Genomic DNA, 19,066 nt, shown 5'->3' with positions numbered 1-19,066 from the left:
GTCATCCGAGCAGCATTGCGCGCCCGGGTTCCCGCAGCACCGCCCCCACGTCGGCGAGGAACCTCGACCCCTGCTCGCCGTCGACGAGACGGTGATCGAAGGACAGCGCGAGGGTGACCACGTCGCGCAGTGCGATCTGGCCGCGATACTCCCAGGGCTGAGATCGCACCGCCCCGATGGCGAGGATGGCGGCTTCGCCGGGATTGATGATCGGTGTCCCCGCATCCACGCCGAACACACCGACGTTGGTGATGGAGAAGGTCCCCCCGCGCATCGCCTCGGGCGAGGTCTTCCCGGCACGGGCCGTGGTCGCGAGGTCGCGGATCGCGTCGGCGAGAGCAGGGAGGGTCATCCGGTCGGCATCGCGGATGTTCGGCACGACGAGACCGCGCTCGGTCGCGGCCGCGATCCCGAGGTGCACACCGTGATACTGCACGATCTCACCGCTCTCGCCGTCCCACCGCGAGTTCAGCGTCGGATGGTGACGCAGGGCGAGGCAGACGGCTTTGGCCGCTACGGCGAGGACGCCGATGCGGTGGTCGGCGAGCGAACGGTCCGCGCGCAGGGAGGCGACGAGCTCGGTCGTCTCGGTGACATCGACGGTGAGGAACACGGTGACGTGCGGCGCCGTGAAGGCGCTGCGCACCATCGCCTCGGCGGTGTGCTTGCGCACGCCTCGGATCGGGATCCGGGTCTCACCGATCTCCGCGGTGTCGGGCGTCCGCACGGATCCCACCGGCTGATCGGCGCGGGCCGTCGTGTCGGCGTAGCCGCGGACGTCGTCACGGGTGATCAGACCGTCCTGACCCGTCCCCCTCACGAGTGCGATGTCGACGCCCAGGTCTTTGGCGAGCTTGCGGACCGGCGGGGTCGACCTCGGCCGTTCCTGCACCGACTCGAGCGCCTCCACGAGGCGGATGTCGTCGTGCGGCGCGACAGCGAGGACTGCGGTGTCGCTCGCCGTCGTGCGAGGCGTAGACGCGGTGGTCCGCGCTCGACGCCGCGGGCGGTTCCCGCTCCGCGGCGCGGCGCCGTAGCCGACGAGGTTCGGTCCGGCTGCGTCGTCGGCCGGTGCGTCGACGGCGGTGGCCGGACGGGGAGTGGGCTCGGCGGTCGCCGGCGATGACGCGTCCGGGGTCGCAGGGCGCGCGGAGGCCTCGGCACCGACCTCGAAGGAGATCAGCGGCGAGCCGACCTCCACGACGTCTCCCGCGGCGGCATGCAGGGCCTGAACGACCCCGGCGTGCGGCGACGGCAGTTCCACGACGGCCTTGGCCGTCTCGACCTCGGCGATGGTCTGATTCAGCGCGACGCGGTCACCCTCGGCGACGAGCCACTGTACGAGCTCGGCCTCGGGCAGCCCCTCGCCGAGATCGGGGAGGCGGAACTCCTGGATCACAGTTCCACCCCCGTCAGACTGTTCGGACGGTCGAGGACCCGGTCGACGGCATCGAGGACGCGGTCGAGATCGGGAACGTGGTGCTTCTCGAGCTTCGCGGGCGGGTAGGGGATGTCGTGTCCCGTCACCCGGACGGGAGGCGTCTCGAGGTAGTGGAAGCACCGCTCGGTGACACTGGCGACCAGCTCGGCACCCACTCCCGCCTCGCGAGCGGCCTCATGGGTGACCACGACGCGACCGGTCTTGCGCACCGACGCGCCGATCGTCCGGTAGTCCACCGGCGACAGCGAGCGCAGGTCGATGACCTCGAGGGAGATGCCGTCCTCCTCGGCGGCCAGTGCGGCGTCCAAGGCAGTGATCACCTGAGCGCCATAGGTCAGTACGGTGACGTCGGTGCCCTCCCGGGCGACGCGGGCAAGACCCATCGGCGGAGCATCGGCGGGATCGACGTCGAGGTGGACCTCTGCCTTGGTGTGGTACAGCCGCTTGGGCTCGAAGTAGACCACCGGGTCATCCGAGGCGATCGCCTGGCGCAGCATGACGTACGCATCCTGCGGATTGGACACCGCCACGACGCGCAGGCCCGAGGTGTGGACGAAGTACGCCTCCGGCGACTCGGAGTGATGCTCGGCCGCCCCGACACCCCCCGCCCACGGGATGCGGATCGTCAGCGGCATCCGGACATTGCCGCGGGTGCGGTAGTGGAGCTTGGCGACCTGGCAGACGATCTGGTCGAAGGCGGGATACACGAAGCCGTCGAACTGGATCTCGACCACCGGCCGGAAGCCCCGGAGGGCGAGGCCCACCGCGGTGCCGACGATGCCCGACTCCGCCAGCGGCGTGTCGATGACGCGCGTGGCGCCGAACTCCTCCTGGAGGCGGTCGGTGACTCGGAAGACACCGCCCAGCTTGCCGATGTCCTCCCCCATCACCAGCACCTTGGGGTCATCCGCCATCGCACGTCGCAGACCCTCGTTGATCGCCTTGGCCATCGTCAACTGGACCATGATCAGCCCTCCTGCGTCGCGGCGAAGCCGTCGAGGTACGCGGCATATGCGGCACGCTGCTCGTCGATGCCGGAGTGCGGCTCGGCGTAGACGTCGTCGAAGATCGACAGCGGCGGTCGGGTCACCGCCCCCATCGCGGCCTGGCGCACCTCGGCGGCGAGCGCGTCGGCGTCAGCGGCGACCTCGGCGACGAAGCCGTCGTCGAATGCGTCCTCGGCACGCAGCAATGCCTCCACCCGGTCGATCGGATCGCGGCGACGCCAGATCTCGACCTCCTCCTTGTCGCGGTAGCGTGTGGGGTCGTCCGAGGTGGTGTGCGGACCCATGCGATAGGTGACGGCCTCGAGGAACGCCGGGCCCCGGCCCTTCCGGGCGTGGTCGATCGCCCAGCGCATCGCGGCGAGGCAGGCCAGCACGTCATTGCCGTCCACGCGCATACTGGGGATGCCGAACCCGGGCGCGCGCCCCGCGATCGGGAACCGCGCCTGGACGCTGACCGGCTCGGAGATGGCCCACTGGTTGTTCGTGCAGACGAAGACCACCGGCGCACCGAACGAGGAGGCGAACACCATCGCCTCGTTGACGTCGCCCTGGCTGGTCGCGCCGTCCCCGAAGTAGGCCGCGGCCACCTGGTCGCCGCCGTCGCGCTGGACGCCCATCGCGTAGCCGACCGCATGGAGCGACTGGGCGCCGATGATGATCTGCTGGGTCGCCGTGTGCAGCTCGAAGGGGTTGTAGGTGGAGTGGCCCTCGCCGCGCCAGGCGAGGACGTAGTCGGATGGCTTGCCGCCCCGCGCGTACACGACGCCGGTCTCGCGATAGCTCGGGAAGGCGAAGTCGTCCGCACGCAGCGCGCGGGCGGTGCCGATCTGCGTCGCCTCCTGACCCTGGCACGGCGGCCACAGCCCCACCTGCCCCTGCCGCTGGAGAGCCACGCCCTCCGCGTCGATGCGGCGCAGCAGCACCATGTCGCGGTAGAGCCGCTGGATGGCGGCGATGTCGACATCCTCGATCCACTGCTGCAGATCGGGATCGACGACGCGTTCGCCGGCGGGGGTCAGCAGACGAGCGACGTCGTCCACATCGGTGGCCAGATCGGCCATCGGGTTCAGGGTGTGCACCGTTGTCATCCCTCCTCGAGGCGAAGCTCTCGTGAAGCACCGCGCGTGAGTCGCCGGCAGCGTCGCCGACAAGCCCGAGGCTACCCGTTCTGTCACCTAGCTCAAGCATCTTCACGATGATTGAGCAACATGCGCAGATCGGGATGATTCAGCCTGCTAATCTTTCGCAGTATGAGCACTCTCGATCATGTCGATCTCGAGCTTCTCGCCGCCCTCTCGGACGATCCGCGCGCCACGGTCGTCGCCCTGGCGGAGCGACTGGGCCTGTCGCGCAACACGGTCCAGGCACGGATGTCGCGGCTCGAGCGGGCCGGCGTGTTCCTGTCGTACGAACGCGCGATCTCGCCGGAGGCCCTGGGGTTCCCGATCGAGGCGTTCCTCAGCGTCACGGTGCGACAGGCCGACCTCCCCCGCATCACCGCCGAGCTCGGACGCGTGCCCGAGATCGTGCAGGTCCACGGTCTGAGCGGCCAGGTCGATCTGCTGGTGCGCGTCGCCTGTCGCGACACTCAGCACCTCTTCGACACCGACGCCCGGATCCTCGCCATCGAAGGCGTCGAGCGCACCGAGACCTCCCTGGTCATGGGGGAGGTCATCGGCTACCGCGTGCGGCCGCTCATGGAGCAGGCACGACGGGACTCGTAGCCCCTGCGCCGCGCGCATCGACCGAGGACGCCGCGTCGAGGCGGACGAGGATCACACCGACGAGGATGAGCGCTCCGCCGACGAACTGGACGGCAGCGGGGATCTCCGAGAGGAAGATCCAGGCGAAGGCCAGCGCGAAGAGCACCTCGGAGAGTCCGACGAAGGACCCTACGCGGGAGCCGATCCGCGGCACGGCCATCACCCCGAGACCGTATCCGACCGTGGTCGCCACCGCGGCCACCCACAGCAGCGGCAGCCACCACGCCACCTCCGCGCCTGCCAGCGTCACCGTCACGGCGACGGCGCGGAACGGCAGGATGCCGGTCGCGCACAGCGCCGCCATCACCAGGCTGCCGAAGAGCAGTCCGGCGGCGGCGAGTGCGAGGGGCGGCAGATCGTCTCCGGCGCGCTCGGCGATGACGAAGTACGCGCAGACGCACACCGCCGCGCCGAGCGCGAACAGCACGCCGATCGGGTCGAATGCCGCGCCGGAGACATCGACGACGAGCACCAGGCCCAGGACCGCCACCACCGACCCCGCGAGGACGAGGACCGACGGGCGCCGGCGGGTGCGGATCCAGACCGCGACGACGAGGATCACCGGTGCGAGGTACTGGATGAGCAGTGCCACCGCCACCGGCATCCGCTGCATCGCGGAGAAGAAGAGCAGCTGACATCCGAGCACCGGCATGAGCCCGAAGGCGACGATGAGGTGCCAGTGACGTCGGATGAATCCGCGCTGGCGACGAATCGCCACCACGAGCGCCGGAGAGAGCACGAGGGCGGCGACGCCCATCCGCACCAGGAGCGCGGCTCCGAGCGACCATCCGGCCTCCAGCAGCGGCTTCATGAACGGCCCGCTCGAGGAGAACGCCAATGCCGAGGCCAGGGCCATCACCAAACCCGTGGTGGCTGCGCGCGACGCTGCCGCGGGAACGGCGAGGGAGAGCACGGGAAGCGGCGCGGTCGCGGTCATCGGGTCATCCGTCTGTCAGGAGTCAAGCATGCGTACACTGGTGACACTAGCGTCGGCGAATGTCAGGAGTCAACATGGTGTTCATTCATGACACCGAGAGCAATCTCCGTGCGGCGGCGTATCTGGTCAACACCCTCCCGGGGGTGGGCGGTGACGACGCCGTGGACACCCTCGCGACCCTCGAGCAGTTCGACGAATACCTGCGGATCAACCCGTACACCGGCGCCATCCGTCGCGATGACGCCGAACTCTCGGCGCTGCGCGGAGTGCGCCGACCGCTGCAGGGGCTGTGGGACGTCGACCGCGACGGAGCGGTGCCCCTGGTCAACGAGATGCTGCGACGCGGACACGCCCTCCCCCGCCTGATGAAGCATGACGGAATGGACTGGCACATCCACGCCACGTCTGACGACGCCCCCCTGGCGACGCGGGTGCTGGTCGAAGCCGCCATGGCCTTCGTGGATGTCATCCGCGCCGACGAGTACGACCGCGTGCGACGGTGCGCCGCCGATGACTGCGACGGCGTCTACGTCGATTTCTCCAAGAACAAGTCCAAGCGCTACTGCGACACCGGCAACTGCGGGAACCGGATGAACGTCAACGCGTATCGGCAGCGGAAGGCGCAAGAAAGCGAGTGATGGCCGCAGCTGCGGGCCCGGGCGTCTCGTAGTGGATCAGATGCCCCACCTCGGGGATCTCCACGAGCTCCGCCCGGGGGAACAGCGTCTGCAGCCGGCGCTGCGCGGCGAGGGGCGTGATGTCGTCGCGCTCGGCGACGATGAGGAGCGTCGGCTGCGCGATCTCGGGCGCGAAACCCCGCACGTCGTTGCCGACCGAGGTTTCGAACGCCTCACGGAGGACGTCGCGGTCGGCGAAGCGCGAGAAGTAGCGATCATGCTGGTCGTGGATGTAACGGCGCAGATCTCGACGGCGCGTCTTGGCCATCGCCACACTCATCCCGCGGACGATCGCTCGCTGCCGAAGCACCCACTCCCCTGCCGGCCGCGGCAAGCGGGCGCCCATCCGGTAGTACAGCACCGCGAGACGGGTGAGGAGGCCCCGGGGACCCTCCAGCGCCGGCGCGCCGATGGGGTTGATGAGGATGAGCCGTGATGTCGGGAGCCCTCCGGCCACCGCCGCCGACGCCACGATCGAGCCGAACGAGTGTCCCAGGATCACCGCCTCCGGGGCGAGGGTCGCGTGGAGCTCGGTGAGCCAGGCACGGTAGGCGTCGATGTCGTGTCGGCGCCCGGGAAGCGGGGTCGAGTCTCCGAAACCGGGGAGGTCGGGGACGATCACGCGCATGTCGGGCAGAAGACCGATGATGGCGGCCAGCCCATGGTGGTCGCCGCGGAACCCGTGCACGGCGAGCACGGTGACCGCGGCGTCGGCAGGCCCGTACGTCCAGTAGGCGGTCCGACCGCCCAGGATCTCGACCCGGTCCCCCTCGGGTACCACGGCGCGCGGGGCGGGGACCTCGGGGTGCGGAATCGACACGCTCGAGTCTAACCGGCAGCCGATGTCGGGACCGGAGCGTACGGTGCGGAGCCATGACGATCCCTCGCTCCGCCCCCGATCCCGCTGCGTCGGCTCCCGTTCCCCTCCGCGGCGATCCGCCGCCCTGGCTCCGCGTCGTGGGTGTGTTCGACCTGGAGACCACGGGTGTGGATGTCCGCACCGACAGGGTCGTCACGGCGCACGTCGGGTTGCTGGATGCTGCGGGGATGGCGGTCTGCGGGCGGTCGTGGCGGGCCGATCCGGGTGTGGAGATCCCCGCGGCGGCGACCGCCGTGCACGGGATCACCACCGCCGAGGCCCGCGCCACGGGCCGACCCGCGGCGGAGGTCGTGACCGAGGTCGTCGGGTGCCTTCGCGGCATCCTCGACGCGGGCATTCCGGTGGTGGCCTACAACGCCGCCTACGACTTCTCGCTGCTGCACCACGAAGCCCTGCGTCACGGGGTCGTACCGCTGGAGCACCCGAATCCGGTCTTCGATCCGCTCGTCATCGACCGCCACTACGACCGCTATCGGCGGGGGAAGCGCACCCTCATGCGGGTGGCGGAGCATTATGCCGTCCCCCTCGACGAGGCGCATGAAGCGGCTGCCGACGCGCGCGCGGCAGGACGCGTGGCGCAGGCGCTCGCCCGGCGCTATCGGGGCCTGCTCCCACCGACTGCTCGGCAGATCCACGTCGAGCAGATCGCGTGGGCGCGCGACCAGGCCGCCAGCCTCACCGAGTACTTCGTGAGGATCGGTCGCATCGATGCCGGCGATCCGATCGACGGCACGTGGCCGGTGCGATGACGCGAAGAAGCCCCCGACCGCGGTCGGGGGCTTCTTCGCGGTGGCTCAGCGGCCGCCGAAGTTCTTGAAGCGCTGGTTGAACTTCTCGACGCGACCGGCCGAGTCGAGGATGCGCTGCTTGCCCGTGTAGAACGGGTGCGAGGCCGACGAGATCTCGACGTCGATGACGGGGTACTCGACACCGTCGAGCTCGATCGTCTTGTCGCTGGTGACGGTGGAACGGGTGAGGAAGGTCTCGCCCGAGCCGAGGTCGCGGAACACGACCGCGCGGTAGTCGGGGTGGATGTCAGTCTTCATGGGAATCCTTGCGGGAGCGACGGAAAGTCTGTTGTGCGAGAGCACCAGCGGATGAGTCTACCAGGCGTCGGCCCGGACCACCGAACCGGGTTCCGCCGAACACGACGGCGAGGTCGTCACCGTGCAGCGCGGGCGGTGAAGCGCCCGTCCTCCTCGCGGAGCGTGATCGGCGTACCGAAGGTCTCGGTCAGCGACTCCCCCGTCAGCGCCTCGGCGAGCGGCCCCGCTGCCACGACGCGCCCCTCGCGGAGCAGCAGAACATGGGTGAAGCCCACGGGGATCTCCTCCACGTGGTGCGTGACCATCACCATCGCCGGCGTGGTCGGCGCCTGCGCGTACCCTCCCAGCAGCAGAAGCAGCTCCTCCCGCGCACCCAGATCCAGGCTGGCGGTCGGTTCGTCCAGCAGCAGCAGCTCGGGGTCGGTCATGATGGAGCGCGCGATCTGCACGCGCTTCTGCTCGCCATCCGACAGCGTGCCGAACGTGCGATCGGCCAGCTCGTCCAGACGCCACTCCGCGAGGACGCGCAGCGCTCGGCGCTCGTCGATGTCCTCGTAGTCCTCGCGCCAACGTCCGACCACCGAGAACGCCGCGGTCAGGACGACGTTGAGAACGGTCTCGTCCTCGGGGATCCGCCGGGCCATGGCACTGGAGGCGAAGCCGATGCGCGGACGAAGTTCGAAGACATCCGTTCGACCGAGGCGCTCGCCGAGGATCGTGACCGCACCGGAGGTCGGATGGATCAGGGTGTCCGCGAGCTGCAGGATCGTGGTCTTCCCCGCGCCGTTCGGGCCGAGCACCACCCATCGCTGATCGTCGCTGACCTCCCAGTCGAGGTGATCGACGATGTCACGGGCGTTTCTGCGGACGACGACGTCGGAGAACTCCAGCACCTGCGGCATGACCCCAGCCTATCGGCCGGTCACCGACCGTCACGGCGCCGCGGCGACCTCCCGGTACAGAGCCGCCGTCTGGGCGGCGATGCTGTGCCAGCTGAAGTCGGAGATCGCCCGCTGTCGCCCCGCTTCCCCCCACGCCCGGGCCCGGGTGGGGTCGCCGACCACCTCGGTGAGGGCGGCGGCGAGGTCGTCGACGAACCTGTCGGGGTCCAGGGGCGTCCCCGTGCCGTCGTCCATCTGCTCGATCGGCACCAGCCGGCCGGTGACCCCGTCGACGACGACCTCGGGGATGCCGCCCGTGGCGGTGCCGACGACAGCGGCGCCGCACGCCATCGCCTCGAGGTTCACGATCCCGAGGGGCTCGTACACCGAGGGGCACACGAAGGCGGTCGCGGCGGTGAGCACCGTGCACAGTTCGTGGCGCGAGAGCAGCCGGTCCAGCCACACCACTCCGTCGCGCGTTTCCTGAAGGCCTCGGACGAGCTCCTCCACCTCCGCCATGATCTGAGGGGTGTCCGGAGCACCGGCGCACAGCACGAGCTGCACCTCCGGCGGCAGCTGGGCCGCAGCGCGCAGAAGATACGGCAGCCCCTTTTGCCGGGTGATCCGACCGACGAAGACGACCGACGGCCGTGCCGGGTCGACTCCCAGCCGGGTCAGGAGCGGATCATCGGTCACGGGGTGCCACGAGTCGGTGTCGATCCCGTTGTAGATCACTCGCACCTTGCCCGGGTCGACCGCGGGATAGCTGCGGAGGATGTCGGCGCGCATGCCTTCGCTCACCGCCACGATCGCCGCAGCGTGCTCGTAGGCGACCTTCTCCACCCAGCTGGACACCGCATATCCCCCGCCGAGCTGCTCGGCCTTCCACGGCCGAAGCGGCTCGAGGCTGTGAGCGGTGAGCACGTGCGGAACGCCGTGCAGAAGCGAGGAGAGGTGGCCGGCGAAGTTGGCGTACCAGGTGTGACTGTGCACGACGTCGGCGCCGGCGACATCCGTCACGATCTCGAGGTCGGTGCCGAGTGTCTGCACGGCGGCGTTGGCGCCGGCGAGCTCCGCGGGCACGCGGTACGAAGTCGTGTCCGCCTCGTCACGATCGGCCCCGAAAGCCCGCACGCGCACATCCACCGGTGAGCCGGCGCCCCCGTCTCGCAGCGCCCGCACCAGTTCGGTCACGTGCACCCCGGCGCCTCCGTAGATCTCCGGCGGGTATTCCTTGGTGATCATGTCCACGCGCATGGGTCGAAACCTAGTACACGTCGGCATCTGTGGACAGTCGCTGGGTACCAGCGCGAAACCGGGCCTAGGGTGGTGCCATGCCTGCAGCGCCGAAGGTCTTCGGAATCATCCTCGCCGGCGGCGAGGGGAAGCGACTCATGCCCCTGACCGCCGACCGCGCCAAGCCCGCCGTACCGTTCGGGGGCCAGTACCGGCTCATCGACTTCGCGATATCCAACCTGATCAACTCGGGGCTCCGGCAGATCGTCGTCCTCACCCAGTACAAGTCACACAGCCTCGACCGTCACGTGTCACAGACCTGGCGGATGTCGGCGCTTCTGGACTCCTACGTCGCTTCGGTGCCCGCGCAGCAGCGGCTCGGCAAGCGGTGGTTCTCGGGGTCGGCGGATGCGATCCTGCAGAGCCTGAACCTCATCAACGACGAGCAGCCCGACATCGTCATCGTGATCGGCGCCGACCACGTGTACCGCATGGACTTCCGGCAGATGCTCGCCGCGCACATCGAGTCGGGCGCCCGGGCCACGGTGGCCGGCATCCGCCAGCCGATCTCCCTGGCCGACCAGTTCGGCGTCATCGACGTCGATCCCGACGACCCGAGCCGCATCCGCGACTTCCTCGAGAAGCCGCAGCACCCCGAGGGCTTGGCCGATGCGCCCGATCAGGTGCTCGCATCCATGGGCAACTACATCTTCGACGCCGACGCTCTGATCGAGGCGGTCGAGGCCGACGGCGAGATCCCGACCTCCAACCACGACATGGGCGGGGACATCGTCCCGTACTTCGTCGGTCGCGGTGAGGCGGGGGTCTACGACATGGTCCGCAACGACGTGCCGGGGTCGACCGATCGCGACCGGTCGTACTGGCGAGACGTCGGGACGATCGACTCGTTCTTCGAGGCCCACCAGGATCTCATCTCGACGCTGCCCGTCTACAACCTCTACAACATGCAGTGGCCGATCCACTCGCAGGCCGTCAACTCGCCGCCCGCGAAGTTCGTCCGCGACTCGGTGGGCCGGATCGGCAACTCCATCGATTCGATCGTCTCGCTCGGTTCCGTCCTCTCCGGGACGCATCTCGAGCGCAGCGTCGTCGGTCCGTGGACGCTCGCCGCGGGGGGCTCGACGATCACCGATGCCGTCCTGTTCGACCACGTGCAGGTGGGTGCCGGCGCGCGGATCCATCGCGCCATCCTCGACAAGAACGTCGTCCTGGCCGACGGCGCCACCGTGGGGGTCGACCGCGAACGCGACATCGCCCGGGGATTCACCGTCACCGACAGCGGGATCACCGTGGTCGGCAAGGGAGTCTTCGTCGATCGGTGACCCTCGGCACGCCGCTACGGTGGACAGGTGAGCGAGCCCGCGCGATTCCTCGTCGTCCTCGACGCCGATTCGACCCTCATCCGCAACGAGGTGATCGAACTCATCGCTGATGAGGCCGGCCGCGGAGCGGAGGTCGCCGCCGCCACGGAGGCGGCGATGCGCGGCGAGGTCGACTTCGCCACGAGCCTGCGCGCCCGGGTGGAGACGCTGGCCGGAGTCCCGCTGGGCGCACTCGACCGCGTGCGCGCACGTGTCGAGCCGACCCCGGGGGCTGTGGAGCTCATCGCCGCGGTGCATGACCGCGGCGGAATCGTGGGCGTCGTCTCCGGCGGCTTCCACGAGATCCTCGACCACATGGCGCCGTCGCTCGGTGTGGATCTGTGGCGGGCCAACCGACTCGCCGTCGCGCACGACGCGCTGACCGGGCAGGTCTCCGGTCCGATCGTCGACGCCGAGGGGAAGGCGGCCACCCTCGTGGCGTGGGCCGGTGACCACGGGGTTCCCCGGGCGCGCACCCTGGCGATCGGCGACGGTGCGAACGACCTCGTGATGATGTCGGTCGCCGGACTCGGCCTCGCCTTCAACGCCAAGCCGCTCGTCCGGGAACGGGCCGACCTCGTGATCGGGCCGGTGGATCTGCGCGAGGTGATCCCCCTCCTGCCGTAGGGCGGTGTCGGGCACGGGGAGTACGGTGGCGGCCATGGACGTCCTCCTGGTTCCCGGACTCTGGCTCACCGCGTCGTCGTGGAATGAGGTGGTGCCGGGTCTGCGATCCGCCGGGCTCTCCCCCGTCCCCCTCACCATGCCGGGCGTCCGGCGTGGCGACGCGCCTCCCGACCCGGCAACGGCCGACATCGGCATCGACGAGTGGATCGATGCCGTCGTGGCCGAGATCGACAGGCGGGAGGCCCCCGTCGTCCTGGTCGGTCACAGCGGAGGCGGCAACGTGATCTACGGCGCCGCCGACCTCCGGCCGACGAGGGTGGCGCACCTGGTGTTCCTCGACACCTTCCCGCCGTCAGACGGAGGCATCATCTCGGAGTTCCCGATCGACGGCGACACCGTGTCGTTCCCCGGCTGGGACTTCTTCGACGATGACGACGTCGACGACCTCGATGCGGACGTGCGGGACCGGGCCATGGCGCACATCGGCGTCGTGCCCCGCAGGGTTCCCACCGACCCCGTCTCGCTCACCGACGACCGGCGCCGCGAAATCCCGGCCACGATCCTCACCAACACCGTCTCGCCCGAGCAGATCGAGGCGATCCGTCAGGATCCGCCCGCCTGGGCCGCCGGCCTCGCTGCGCACGGACCCCTGCGCGCCGTCTCACTCCGCGCGCCCGATGAGGCGAGCGGCCACTGGCCGCAGTTCTCCAAGCCCGATGCCGTCGCCCGCGCGATCGCGGAGACGCTCGGACGGTGATCCGTCGCGGGGATGACCGACCGGGTCAGTGCCCCATGCCGAGTCCACCGTCGACCGGGATCACCGCGCCGGAGATGTAGGCCGCGTCATCGGAGGCCAGCCACGCGACGACGCCCGCGACCTCGGTCGCGTCGCCGAATCGTCCGGCGGGGATGTTCTTCTTGTACTCGGCCTGGGTGTCGGCGGGCAGCTCGGCGGTCATGTCGGTCTCGATGAAGCCGGGTGCGACGACATTGGCCGTGATCCCCCGCGCCCCGAGCTCACGGGTGAGCGACCGGGCGAACCCCACGAGCCCGCTCTTGGAGGCCGCGTAGTTCACCTGCCCCGCGGAACCATAGAGGCCGACCACGCTGGAGATGAGGATGATGCGCCCGAACCGTGCGCGGATCATGCCCTTCGACGCTCGCTTGACCACTCGGAACGCCCCGCCGAGGTTCGTGGCGACGACGCTGTCGAAATCGTCTTCGCTCATGCGCATCAGAAGGGTGTCGCGGGTGATCCCGGCGTTCGCCACGACGATCGTCACGGGGCCGAGCGCCTGTTCCACCTCCGTCATCGCCGCGTCGAGCGAGGAGGCGTCGGTGACGTCTGCTCGAACGGTGAGCGCGCCGTCGGGGCCCTCGCCCGAACGGGCGGTGACGGCCACCCGGTAGCCGTCGGCCACGAAGCGCTCGGCGATGGACCGCCCGATGCCGCGGTTTCCGCCGGTGACCAGGACGACACGTTCGTTGCTCATCCTCACAGCCTAGCCAGGCAGGTTTGACACCCGGGACGACAGCCTGAAACGCTGGAGTGACACGAGAAAGGGCGCACCGTGAGCACACCCGAGAACCCGCAGGGCACCGAGCCGACCACCCCCGGGGTTCCGCCGTACCCCGGCTCTCCGCAGGGATCATCGGTGCCCGCTCAGCCGCCCGCCTACGGTCAGCCGCCCGCGCAGGCTCCTTACCCCGGCCCGTCCCCCTACGGCGCGACCGCCCCGTACGGAACCCAGCCGCCGTACGGGGGCGCGCCGTACGGCGCGTATGCGGGCCCGAAGACGAATGTCCTGGCGATCGTCTCCCTCATCTCGTCCATCGCATCGTTCGTCATCCTCCCCTTCATCGGATCGCTCGTCGGCGTGATCACCGGCCACATGGCGCTTTCGCAGATCAAGCGCACCGGCGAGCAGGGCCGCGGTCTCGCACTCGCCGGCACGATCGTCGGGTATGTCGGCCTCGGGTTCATCCTCCTGTTCGTGCTGTTCTTCCTGTCCTTCCTGCCTCTGATCATCGGCAGCGCCTCCACCGGCACGCTCTCCTGAGCCGGCCGGTCGCATCTCGCCGCCTTCGAGATCTCTTGCGATCGAGAAAGTGTTGATCCCGGCCGGAGCCGCCTCCCTCCACGCGGCGTACCCTTGTCCCATCGTGAACCGCTCGTCGAGGCCTCCATCCGCCACGTCGCTGCCCCGCGCACCTCGTGACGATTCCGGCGCGCGGTCGGCGCGCTACCTCGCGATGATGGGCGTGCGCGTCCTGTGCTTCGTGCTGATGGTGCTCATCACTCCGTACGGCTGGTACACCTGGGTGTTCGCGCTCGGAGCGGTCTTCCTCCCCTATGTGGCTGTCGTGTTCGCCAACGTCGGCGCAACGGATCGGGTGGCTCGCTCCGAGAACCCGGAGCGCCAGATCACGGCGCCGGTCGCTTCGGAGCCGCCGCCCGCCCCGGCCGACCGCGTTCTGCGCATTCAGGAGTCCTCTCCGCCCCCGCGGCGCGGAGAGGGCGAGTGAGCGCCGACGGGTCACCGGCGCAGTGCTCACGCGCGGGATGCCGCGCCGCGGCGTCGTGGCTGATCCGCTGGCGCAATCCCCGCATCCACAGCGCTGATCGTTGGAAGTCGTGGGTGGCCTGCGACGAGCATCGCGAGTATCTGCGCGAGTTCCTCGCCGCACGCTCGTTTCCTCTCGACGTGTCTCCTCTCGACCGGGCGGTCAGCGGACCGTGACGGCGACCCGATCTTCCGCCTTCGTCCGCTGGACCGGGTACGCACTCGTGGCCGTGGTGTTCGCGATCGCGTGCGCCTTCCTGTCGAACTGGCAGTTCTCGCGCAACGCCGAGCGCGCCACCGAGCTGCGGATCGTGGAGCAGAACTACGACGCCACCGCGGTGCCCCTGGAAGAGCTGGTCCCGGCCGGGTCGGCACTGGACCCCGAGGACGAGTGGCGTCCGGTCGAGCTCGTCGGGCAGTACCTCCGTGATGAACAACTGCTTGTGCGTAACCGACCTCACGGTGGCACCGCGGCTTTCGAAGTCCTCGTGCCGTTCCGCCTGGATGACGGCAGGGTCGTCCTGATCAATCGCGGATGGGTGCCCCCGGGCGCCGATCAGGCCGAGCCCGACGCCGTCCCGGCACCACCGGAGGGAACGGTGACGGTCGAGGCTCGTCTTCGGCCGGAGGAGGCGGCGCCGCGGTCGGGTCGGTCGGCGCCGGCGGGCCAGGTGCCGACGATCAACATCGGTCTGGTCGCAGAGCGTCTTCCCGCAGCCACGGCGAACGCCCTTCAGCCGTCACTCTACGCGTTGATGTCGAGCGAGGACCCGGCTGCCACCCCCGCGCCGGCAGCTCTCGAGGTCCCGTCCGAAGACCCCGGTCCGCACCTGTCCTACGCGATCCAGTGGATCCTCTTCGCGATCATGGGCTTCATCTTCATCGGGTACATCATCCGCACCGAGCTCCGGTACCGGCGAGAAGACCAGGAGGATGACGGAACCGAGGCCCCCTCCGCCGGCGACACGCTTCCGCCGGTCATCGCCGACGGCGGCGTCGCCCCGCGAGTGCGCCGAGGGAGGCGTCGCCCCGATCCCGACGCGAGCGAAGAGGATGCCCTGCTCGACGCTGCCGGCTCCGATCGTCGGAGCTGAGACCCGACGCGGACGAGGTGAGGATCACGCCAGGGAGATCAGTTCGGCGTAGTCGCGTCCCCAGATGTCCTCGACACCGTCGGGCAGGATGAGCACCCGCTCCGGGTTCAGGGCGTGAACGGCCCCCTCGTCGTGCGAGACGAGGACGACGGCGCCCTCGTAGTGCGCGAGGGCATCGAGGATCTCCTCGCGCGAAGCGGGGTCGAGGTTGTTGGTCGGCTCGTCGAGGAGGAGCACGTTGGCGCTCGAGACCACGAGCGTCGCCAGCGACAGCCGGGTCTTCTCTCCGCCCGAGAGCACCCCGGCGGGCTTGAGCACGTCGTCACCGGTGAAGAGGAACGATCCGAGGACTTTCCGCGCCTCGGTGGCGGTGATGTTCGGCGCCGCCGACATCATGTTGTCCAGCACCGACCGCGAGACATCGAGGTTCTCGTGCTCCTGTGCGTAATAGCCGATCTTCAGTCCGTGGCCCGGGTCGACCTGACCGGTGTCGGGAGCGTCCACCCCCGCCAGGATGCGCAGCAGTGTCGTCTTGCCGGCACCGTTGAGGCCGAGGACGACGACCTTCGAGCCGCGGTCGATGGCGAGGTCCACGTCGGTGAAGATCTCCAGCGACCCGTAGGACTTCGACAGGCCGGCGGCGGTCAGCGGCGTCTTCCCGCACGGGGCGGGCTTGGGGAATCGGAGCTTGGCGACCCGATCCTCCTGGCGGACCTCCTCGAGGCCTGCCAGCATCTTCTCCGCCCGCGCGACCATCTGGTGGGCGGCGGCTGCCTTCGAGGCCTTCGCTCCGAACCGGGCCGCCTGCTGCTGCAGCACGGTGGCCTTCTTCTCGACGTTCGCGCGTTCCTTCTTCCGGCGTTCCTCGTCGGCCACCCGCTGGCGGAGGTAGTTCTTCCAGTTCATGTTGTAGACGTCGATGACCTGACGGTTGGCGTCGAGGTAGAACACCCGATTCACCGTCTCGCCGACCAGCTCCACGTCGTGGGAGATCACGATGAGTCCGCCCTTGTAGCCCTTGAGGAACTCGCGCAGCCACACCACGCTGTCGGCGTCGAGGTGGTTGGTCGGCTCGTCGAGGATCATCGTGCCGGCGTCCGAGAAGAGGATCCGGGCGAGCTCGATGCGCCGGCGCTGACCGCCGGACAGGGTCTTCAGCGGCTGATCGAGGATGCGGTCGGGAAGCGACAGGTTGTGGGCGATCGATGCGGCCTCGGCCTCTGCCGCGTACCCGCCCAGAGCTTCGAACCGCTCAGTGAGCTGGGCGTAGCGACGCATGGCGCGCGCCGCCACGTCGGGATCGTCGGAGGCCATCGACACGGACGACTCCTGCATGCCGATCGCGATCGTCCCGAGGCCTCGTGCATCGAGGATGCGCGTGCGCGCGAGCATCTCCGGGTCACCGGAACGGGGATCCTGCGGAAGGTAGCCGATCTCTCCTGAACGGTCGACGCGGCCGTTTGACGGGAGCAGGTCACCGGCGAGGACCTTGGTGAGCGTCGTCTTTCCGGCACCGTTGCGGCCCACCAGACCGACCTTGTCGCCACCGGACACCCGGAACGACACCTCGGACATCAGCACGCGGGCGCCCACGCGGATCTCGAGGTCGTGTACGGCGAGCACGGCGAACGTCCGATCGGTCAACAGGGGGCGAGAGGCCGAGTGGCCAGCTCCCCAGTATACGACTGCACCGGCTTCGCCTCAGCCGGTGGTGTCTTCTAGGCTGAGCCCATGTCATCGATCGCCGTCGCTCCCCGCCCTCGTCGCGTCCTCGCAGACGTCGTGGCGCGCCCCTCGTCCCGTACCCGCGCCTTCGCCGTCGACGCCGCCCTGGTGTCCGCCGGCGCGCTGTTCGTCGCCGTTCTGGCGCAGGTGTCGATCCCGCTGTGGCCCGTGCCCATCACCGGACAGACGCTCGGCGTGATCGTGGTCGGCGCCGCCCTCGGAGCCCGCCGCGGCGCCGCCAGCCTCACGGTCTACCTGCTCGCCGGGCTCGCGGGCCTGCCCGTCTTCGCCGACTTCACCGGGACGATCGCGGCGGTGGCCAAGCCGAGCTTCGGATTCATCATCGGCTTCATCGCGGCTGCGGCCGTCGCAGGGTGGTTCGCCGAGCGCGCCTGGGACCGGCGGCCCGCCCTGGCGTTCCTCGGCTTCGTCGCGGCGAGCGCGATCCCGTTCCTCTTCGGCATCCCCTACATGGCCCTCATCCTCAACGCCGTCCTCGGAATGGATCTGTCGTTCTGGCAGGTTCTCGAAGCGGGTCTGTTCCCCTTCATCGTCGGAGGCATCATCAAGGCCGCGATCGCGGCCGCTCTCATCCCCGGCGCCTGGGCGCTCGTGCGCAGACTGGATCGTCGCTGACACCTCCCGATCTCTCGACATCGAGCGAAACCCCGGCCCCGCGGCCGGGGTTTCGTCATTCGGAACGGGCGCACACACCGCCTCAGGTAAAGTAAGGCTGTCCTAATCTCCTGGAGGCTTCCTTGACTCACTTCCGCATGGCTGCAGCGCTGAGCGCCGGCCTCGTCGTCACTCTCGCGCTGGCCGGCTGCGCCGGCTCGGCCGCCACCGGCACGACTGCCGATGCGGCCACCTCGGCGGAGGGCCCCTTCCCGGTGACCATCACCCATGCCTTCGGCGAGACGACGATCAGCGACGAGCCCGAGCGCATCGCGACCGTCGCGTGGGGCAATCATGAGGTGCCGCTCGCACTGGGAATCGTTCCGGTCGGGATGAGCAAGGCCACCTGGGGCGACGACGACGGCGACGGCGTGCTGCCGTGGGTGGAGGACCAGCTCGACGCGCTCGGTGCCGAGACACCGGTGCTGTTCGACGAGACCGACGGCATCGACTTCGAAGCCGTCGCCGACACCCAGCCCGACGTGATCCTCGCCGCCTACTCGGGCCTGACGCAGGAGGACTACGACACGCTGTCGAAGATCGCTCCCGTGGTGGCCTACCCCGAGGTGGCGTGGGGCACCTCCTATGAGGAGATGATCGAGCTGAACTCCGCCGCGCTCGGACGTGCGGAGGACGGCATCGCCCTCATCGACGACCTGCACGCGCAGGTGGACGAGGCTCTCGCCGCTCACCCCGACCTCGCCGAGGCGAAGGTGCTGTTCTCGTATCTCGACCCCGCCGACCTCAGTCAGATCGGGTTCTACACGGCCCTGGACACCCGCCCCGGCTTCCTCGCCTCCCTCGGGATGCCGCTGCCGACCGCGGTCGAGGAGATGTCGGCGGACACCGAGGAGTTCTACCTCAGCGTCAGCGCCGAGGAAGCCGACCGCTTCGACGACGTCGACGTCTTCGTCACCTACGGTGACGCCGACGGCGCCCTCGTCTCGCAGCTGCAGGCCGACCCGCTGCTCTCGCAGATTCCTGCGATCGCGAACGGCGACATCGCGGTCCTCGAGAACAGCACGCCCCTCGCCGCGTCGGCGAACCCCTCGCCGCTGTCGATCGGCTGGGGCATCGAGGAGTACTTCGCGCTTCTCGACGGCGCCCTGAACTGATCGCCCTCGCTCGATC

At 69.5% G+C, this 19,066-nt stretch carries 22 protein-coding genes; 12 read left to right on the top strand and 10 right to left on the bottom strand.

Translation table 11 applies throughout. The annotated features are described in order from the left end of the window. Position 1: 1 nt before the first annotated feature. The 3 genes from V6S02_RS05655 to pdhA are packed head-to-tail and all read right to left on the bottom strand — an operon-like array spanning position 2 to position 3,536. Positions 2-1,399 carry a dihydrolipoamide acetyltransferase family protein gene (locus V6S02_RS05655; RefSeq protein WP_336400161.1) on the bottom strand — a complete coding sequence of 466 codons (1,398 nt, stop codon included), beginning with the start codon at positions 1,397-1,399 and terminating at the stop codon, positions 2-4. Further along, entirely contained in the window at positions 1,396-2,406 is a 1,011-nt protein-coding gene (locus V6S02_RS05650) for an alpha-ketoacid dehydrogenase subunit beta (RefSeq protein WP_124293111.1), read from the bottom strand. Before V6S02_RS05650 ends, V6S02_RS05655 begins: the two co-directional genes overlap by 4 nt. 2 nt (positions 2,407-2,408) lie before the next feature. Beyond that, positions 2,409-3,536, bottom strand: a complete 1,128-nt coding sequence (pdhA, locus tag V6S02_RS05645) for a pyruvate dehydrogenase (acetyl-transferring) E1 component subunit alpha (RefSeq protein WP_336400160.1) — start codon at positions 3,534-3,536, stop codon at positions 2,409-2,411. 162 nt (positions 3,537-3,698) lie between these two features. Here pdhA and V6S02_RS05640 point away from each other — a divergent pair, with 162 nt between their 5' ends. Beyond that, positions 3,699-4,172 (top strand): Lrp/AsnC family transcriptional regulator, encoded by a 474-nt coding sequence (locus V6S02_RS05640; protein ID WP_124293109.1) that lies wholly within the window; start codon positions 3,699-3,701, stop codon positions 4,170-4,172. On the opposite strand, the gene V6S02_RS05635 is transcribed toward V6S02_RS05640, so the two are convergent. Then, positions 4,144-5,148, bottom strand: coding sequence for an EamA family transporter (locus V6S02_RS05635; RefSeq protein ID WP_124293108.1), 1,005 nt, complete (start codon positions 5,146-5,148; stop codon positions 4,144-4,146). The genes V6S02_RS05640 and V6S02_RS05635 overlap by 29 nt on opposite strands. 74 nt (positions 5,149-5,222) lie before the next feature. On the opposite strand from V6S02_RS05635, the gene V6S02_RS05630 reads away from it, so the two are divergent. Beyond that, a complete protein-coding gene (locus V6S02_RS05630; RefSeq protein WP_336400787.1) occupies positions 5,223-5,786 on the top strand; it encodes a CGNR zinc finger domain-containing protein in 564 nt (187 codons plus the stop codon). Here V6S02_RS05630 and V6S02_RS05625 read toward each other — a convergent pair. Next, on the bottom strand, positions 5,746-6,645 hold the full coding sequence (locus V6S02_RS05625) for an alpha/beta fold hydrolase (protein WP_442927899.1): 900 nt from the start codon (positions 6,643-6,645) through the stop codon (positions 5,746-5,748). The two genes, V6S02_RS05630 and V6S02_RS05625, sit on opposite strands and share 41 nt — an antisense overlap. A 53-nt stretch (positions 6,646-6,698) precedes the next feature. Between V6S02_RS05625 and V6S02_RS05620 the strand changes: the two genes are divergently transcribed. Continuing rightward, on the top strand, positions 6,699-7,454 hold the full coding sequence (locus V6S02_RS05620; protein ID WP_336400159.1) for an exonuclease domain-containing protein: 756 nt from the start codon (positions 6,699-6,701) through the stop codon (positions 7,452-7,454). A gap of 45 nt (positions 7,455-7,499) precedes the next feature. On the opposite strand, the gene V6S02_RS05615 is transcribed toward V6S02_RS05620, so the two are convergent. From V6S02_RS05615 to glgA, 3 genes are all read right to left on the bottom strand, one after another. Beyond that, complete coding sequence (locus tag V6S02_RS05615; protein WP_124293105.1) at positions 7,500-7,751, bottom strand: type B 50S ribosomal protein L31; 252 nt, start codon at positions 7,749-7,751, stop codon at positions 7,500-7,502. A gap of 116 nt (positions 7,752-7,867) precedes the next feature. Next, positions 7,868-8,653 (bottom strand): ABC transporter ATP-binding protein, encoded by a 786-nt coding sequence (locus V6S02_RS05610; protein ID WP_336400158.1) that lies wholly within the window; start codon positions 8,651-8,653, stop codon positions 7,868-7,870. A gap of 30 nt (positions 8,654-8,683) precedes the next feature. Continuing rightward, positions 8,684-9,889 carry a glycogen synthase gene (gene glgA, locus V6S02_RS05605; protein WP_336400157.1) on the bottom strand — a complete coding sequence of 402 codons (1,206 nt, stop codon included), beginning with the start codon at positions 9,887-9,889 and terminating at the stop codon, positions 8,684-8,686. Positions 9,890-9,966: 77 nt separating this feature from the next. Between glgA and V6S02_RS05600 the strand changes: the two genes are divergently transcribed. Genes V6S02_RS05600 through V6S02_RS05590 form a run of 3 tightly spaced genes read left to right on the top strand, consistent with a single transcriptional unit; the run spans position 9,967 to position 12,634 of the window. Then, the gene (locus V6S02_RS05600; protein ID WP_124293102.1) at positions 9,967-11,211 is read left to right on the top strand and encodes a glucose-1-phosphate adenylyltransferase; all 1,245 of its coding nucleotides are present in this window, start codon (positions 9,967-9,969) and stop codon (positions 11,209-11,211) included. 27 nt (positions 11,212-11,238) lie between these two features. Beyond that, entirely contained in the window at positions 11,239-11,877 is a 639-nt protein-coding gene (gene serB, locus V6S02_RS05595) for a phosphoserine phosphatase SerB (protein WP_336400156.1), read from the top strand. A 34-nt stretch (positions 11,878-11,911) separates the two neighbouring features. Continuing rightward, positions 11,912-12,634: an alpha/beta fold hydrolase gene (locus V6S02_RS05590; RefSeq protein WP_336400155.1), complete on the top strand. Its 723-nt coding sequence runs from the start codon at positions 11,912-11,914 to the stop codon at positions 12,632-12,634. A 25-nt stretch (positions 12,635-12,659) separates the two neighbouring features. On the opposite strand, the gene V6S02_RS05585 is transcribed toward V6S02_RS05590, so the two are convergent. Continuing rightward, positions 12,660-13,370, bottom strand: a complete 711-nt coding sequence (locus V6S02_RS05585) for a beta-ketoacyl-ACP reductase (protein WP_124293099.1) — start codon at positions 13,368-13,370, stop codon at positions 12,660-12,662. Positions 13,371-13,448: 78 nt separating this feature from the next. Here V6S02_RS05585 and V6S02_RS05580 point away from each other — a divergent pair, with 78 nt between their 5' ends. The 4 genes from V6S02_RS05580 (at position 13,449) to V6S02_RS05565 (ending at position 15,535) form a co-directional block, all read left to right on the top strand. After that, positions 13,449-13,937 carry a DUF4190 domain-containing protein gene (locus V6S02_RS05580; protein WP_336400154.1) on the top strand — a complete coding sequence of 163 codons (489 nt, stop codon included), beginning with the start codon at positions 13,449-13,451 and terminating at the stop codon, positions 13,935-13,937. A gap of 103 nt (positions 13,938-14,040) precedes the next feature. Beyond that, entirely contained in the window at positions 14,041-14,403 is a 363-nt protein-coding gene (locus V6S02_RS05575) for a DUF3099 domain-containing protein (protein ID WP_124293097.1), read from the top strand. Beyond that, complete coding sequence (locus V6S02_RS05570; protein WP_124293096.1) at positions 14,400-14,618, top strand: hypothetical protein; 219 nt, start codon at positions 14,400-14,402, stop codon at positions 14,616-14,618. Before V6S02_RS05575 ends, V6S02_RS05570 begins: the two co-directional genes overlap by 4 nt. Further along, a complete protein-coding gene (locus V6S02_RS05565) occupies positions 14,615-15,535 on the top strand; it encodes an SURF1 family cytochrome oxidase biogenesis protein (RefSeq protein ID WP_336400153.1) in 921 nt (306 codons plus the stop codon). The genes V6S02_RS05570 and V6S02_RS05565 overlap by 4 nt, the downstream gene beginning before the upstream one ends. Positions 15,536-15,559: 24 nt before the next feature. On the opposite strand, the gene V6S02_RS05560 is transcribed toward V6S02_RS05565, so the two are convergent. Next, complete coding sequence (locus V6S02_RS05560; RefSeq protein WP_336400786.1) at positions 15,560-17,158, bottom strand: ABC-F family ATP-binding cassette domain-containing protein; 1,599 nt, start codon at positions 17,156-17,158, stop codon at positions 15,560-15,562. 108 nt (positions 17,159-17,266) lie between these two features. Between V6S02_RS05560 and V6S02_RS05555 the strand changes: the two genes are divergently transcribed. Together V6S02_RS05555 and V6S02_RS05550 are read left to right on the top strand one after the other, a co-directional pair. Next, entirely contained in the window at positions 17,267-17,896 is a 630-nt protein-coding gene (locus V6S02_RS05555) for a biotin transporter BioY (RefSeq protein WP_124293094.1), read from the top strand. 137 nt (positions 17,897-18,033) lie between these two features. Continuing rightward, entirely contained in the window at positions 18,034-19,050 is a 1,017-nt protein-coding gene (locus tag V6S02_RS05550; protein ID WP_124293093.1) for an iron-siderophore ABC transporter substrate-binding protein, read from the top strand. Positions 19,051-19,066: the final 16 nt, after the last annotated feature.

This window comes from Microbacterium sp. CCNWLW134 (assembly GCF_037083565.1).
GTDB lineage: Bacteria > Actinomycetota > Actinomycetes > Actinomycetales > Microbacteriaceae > Microbacterium.
This window is presented reverse-complemented; position numbering and strand designations above follow the sequence as displayed.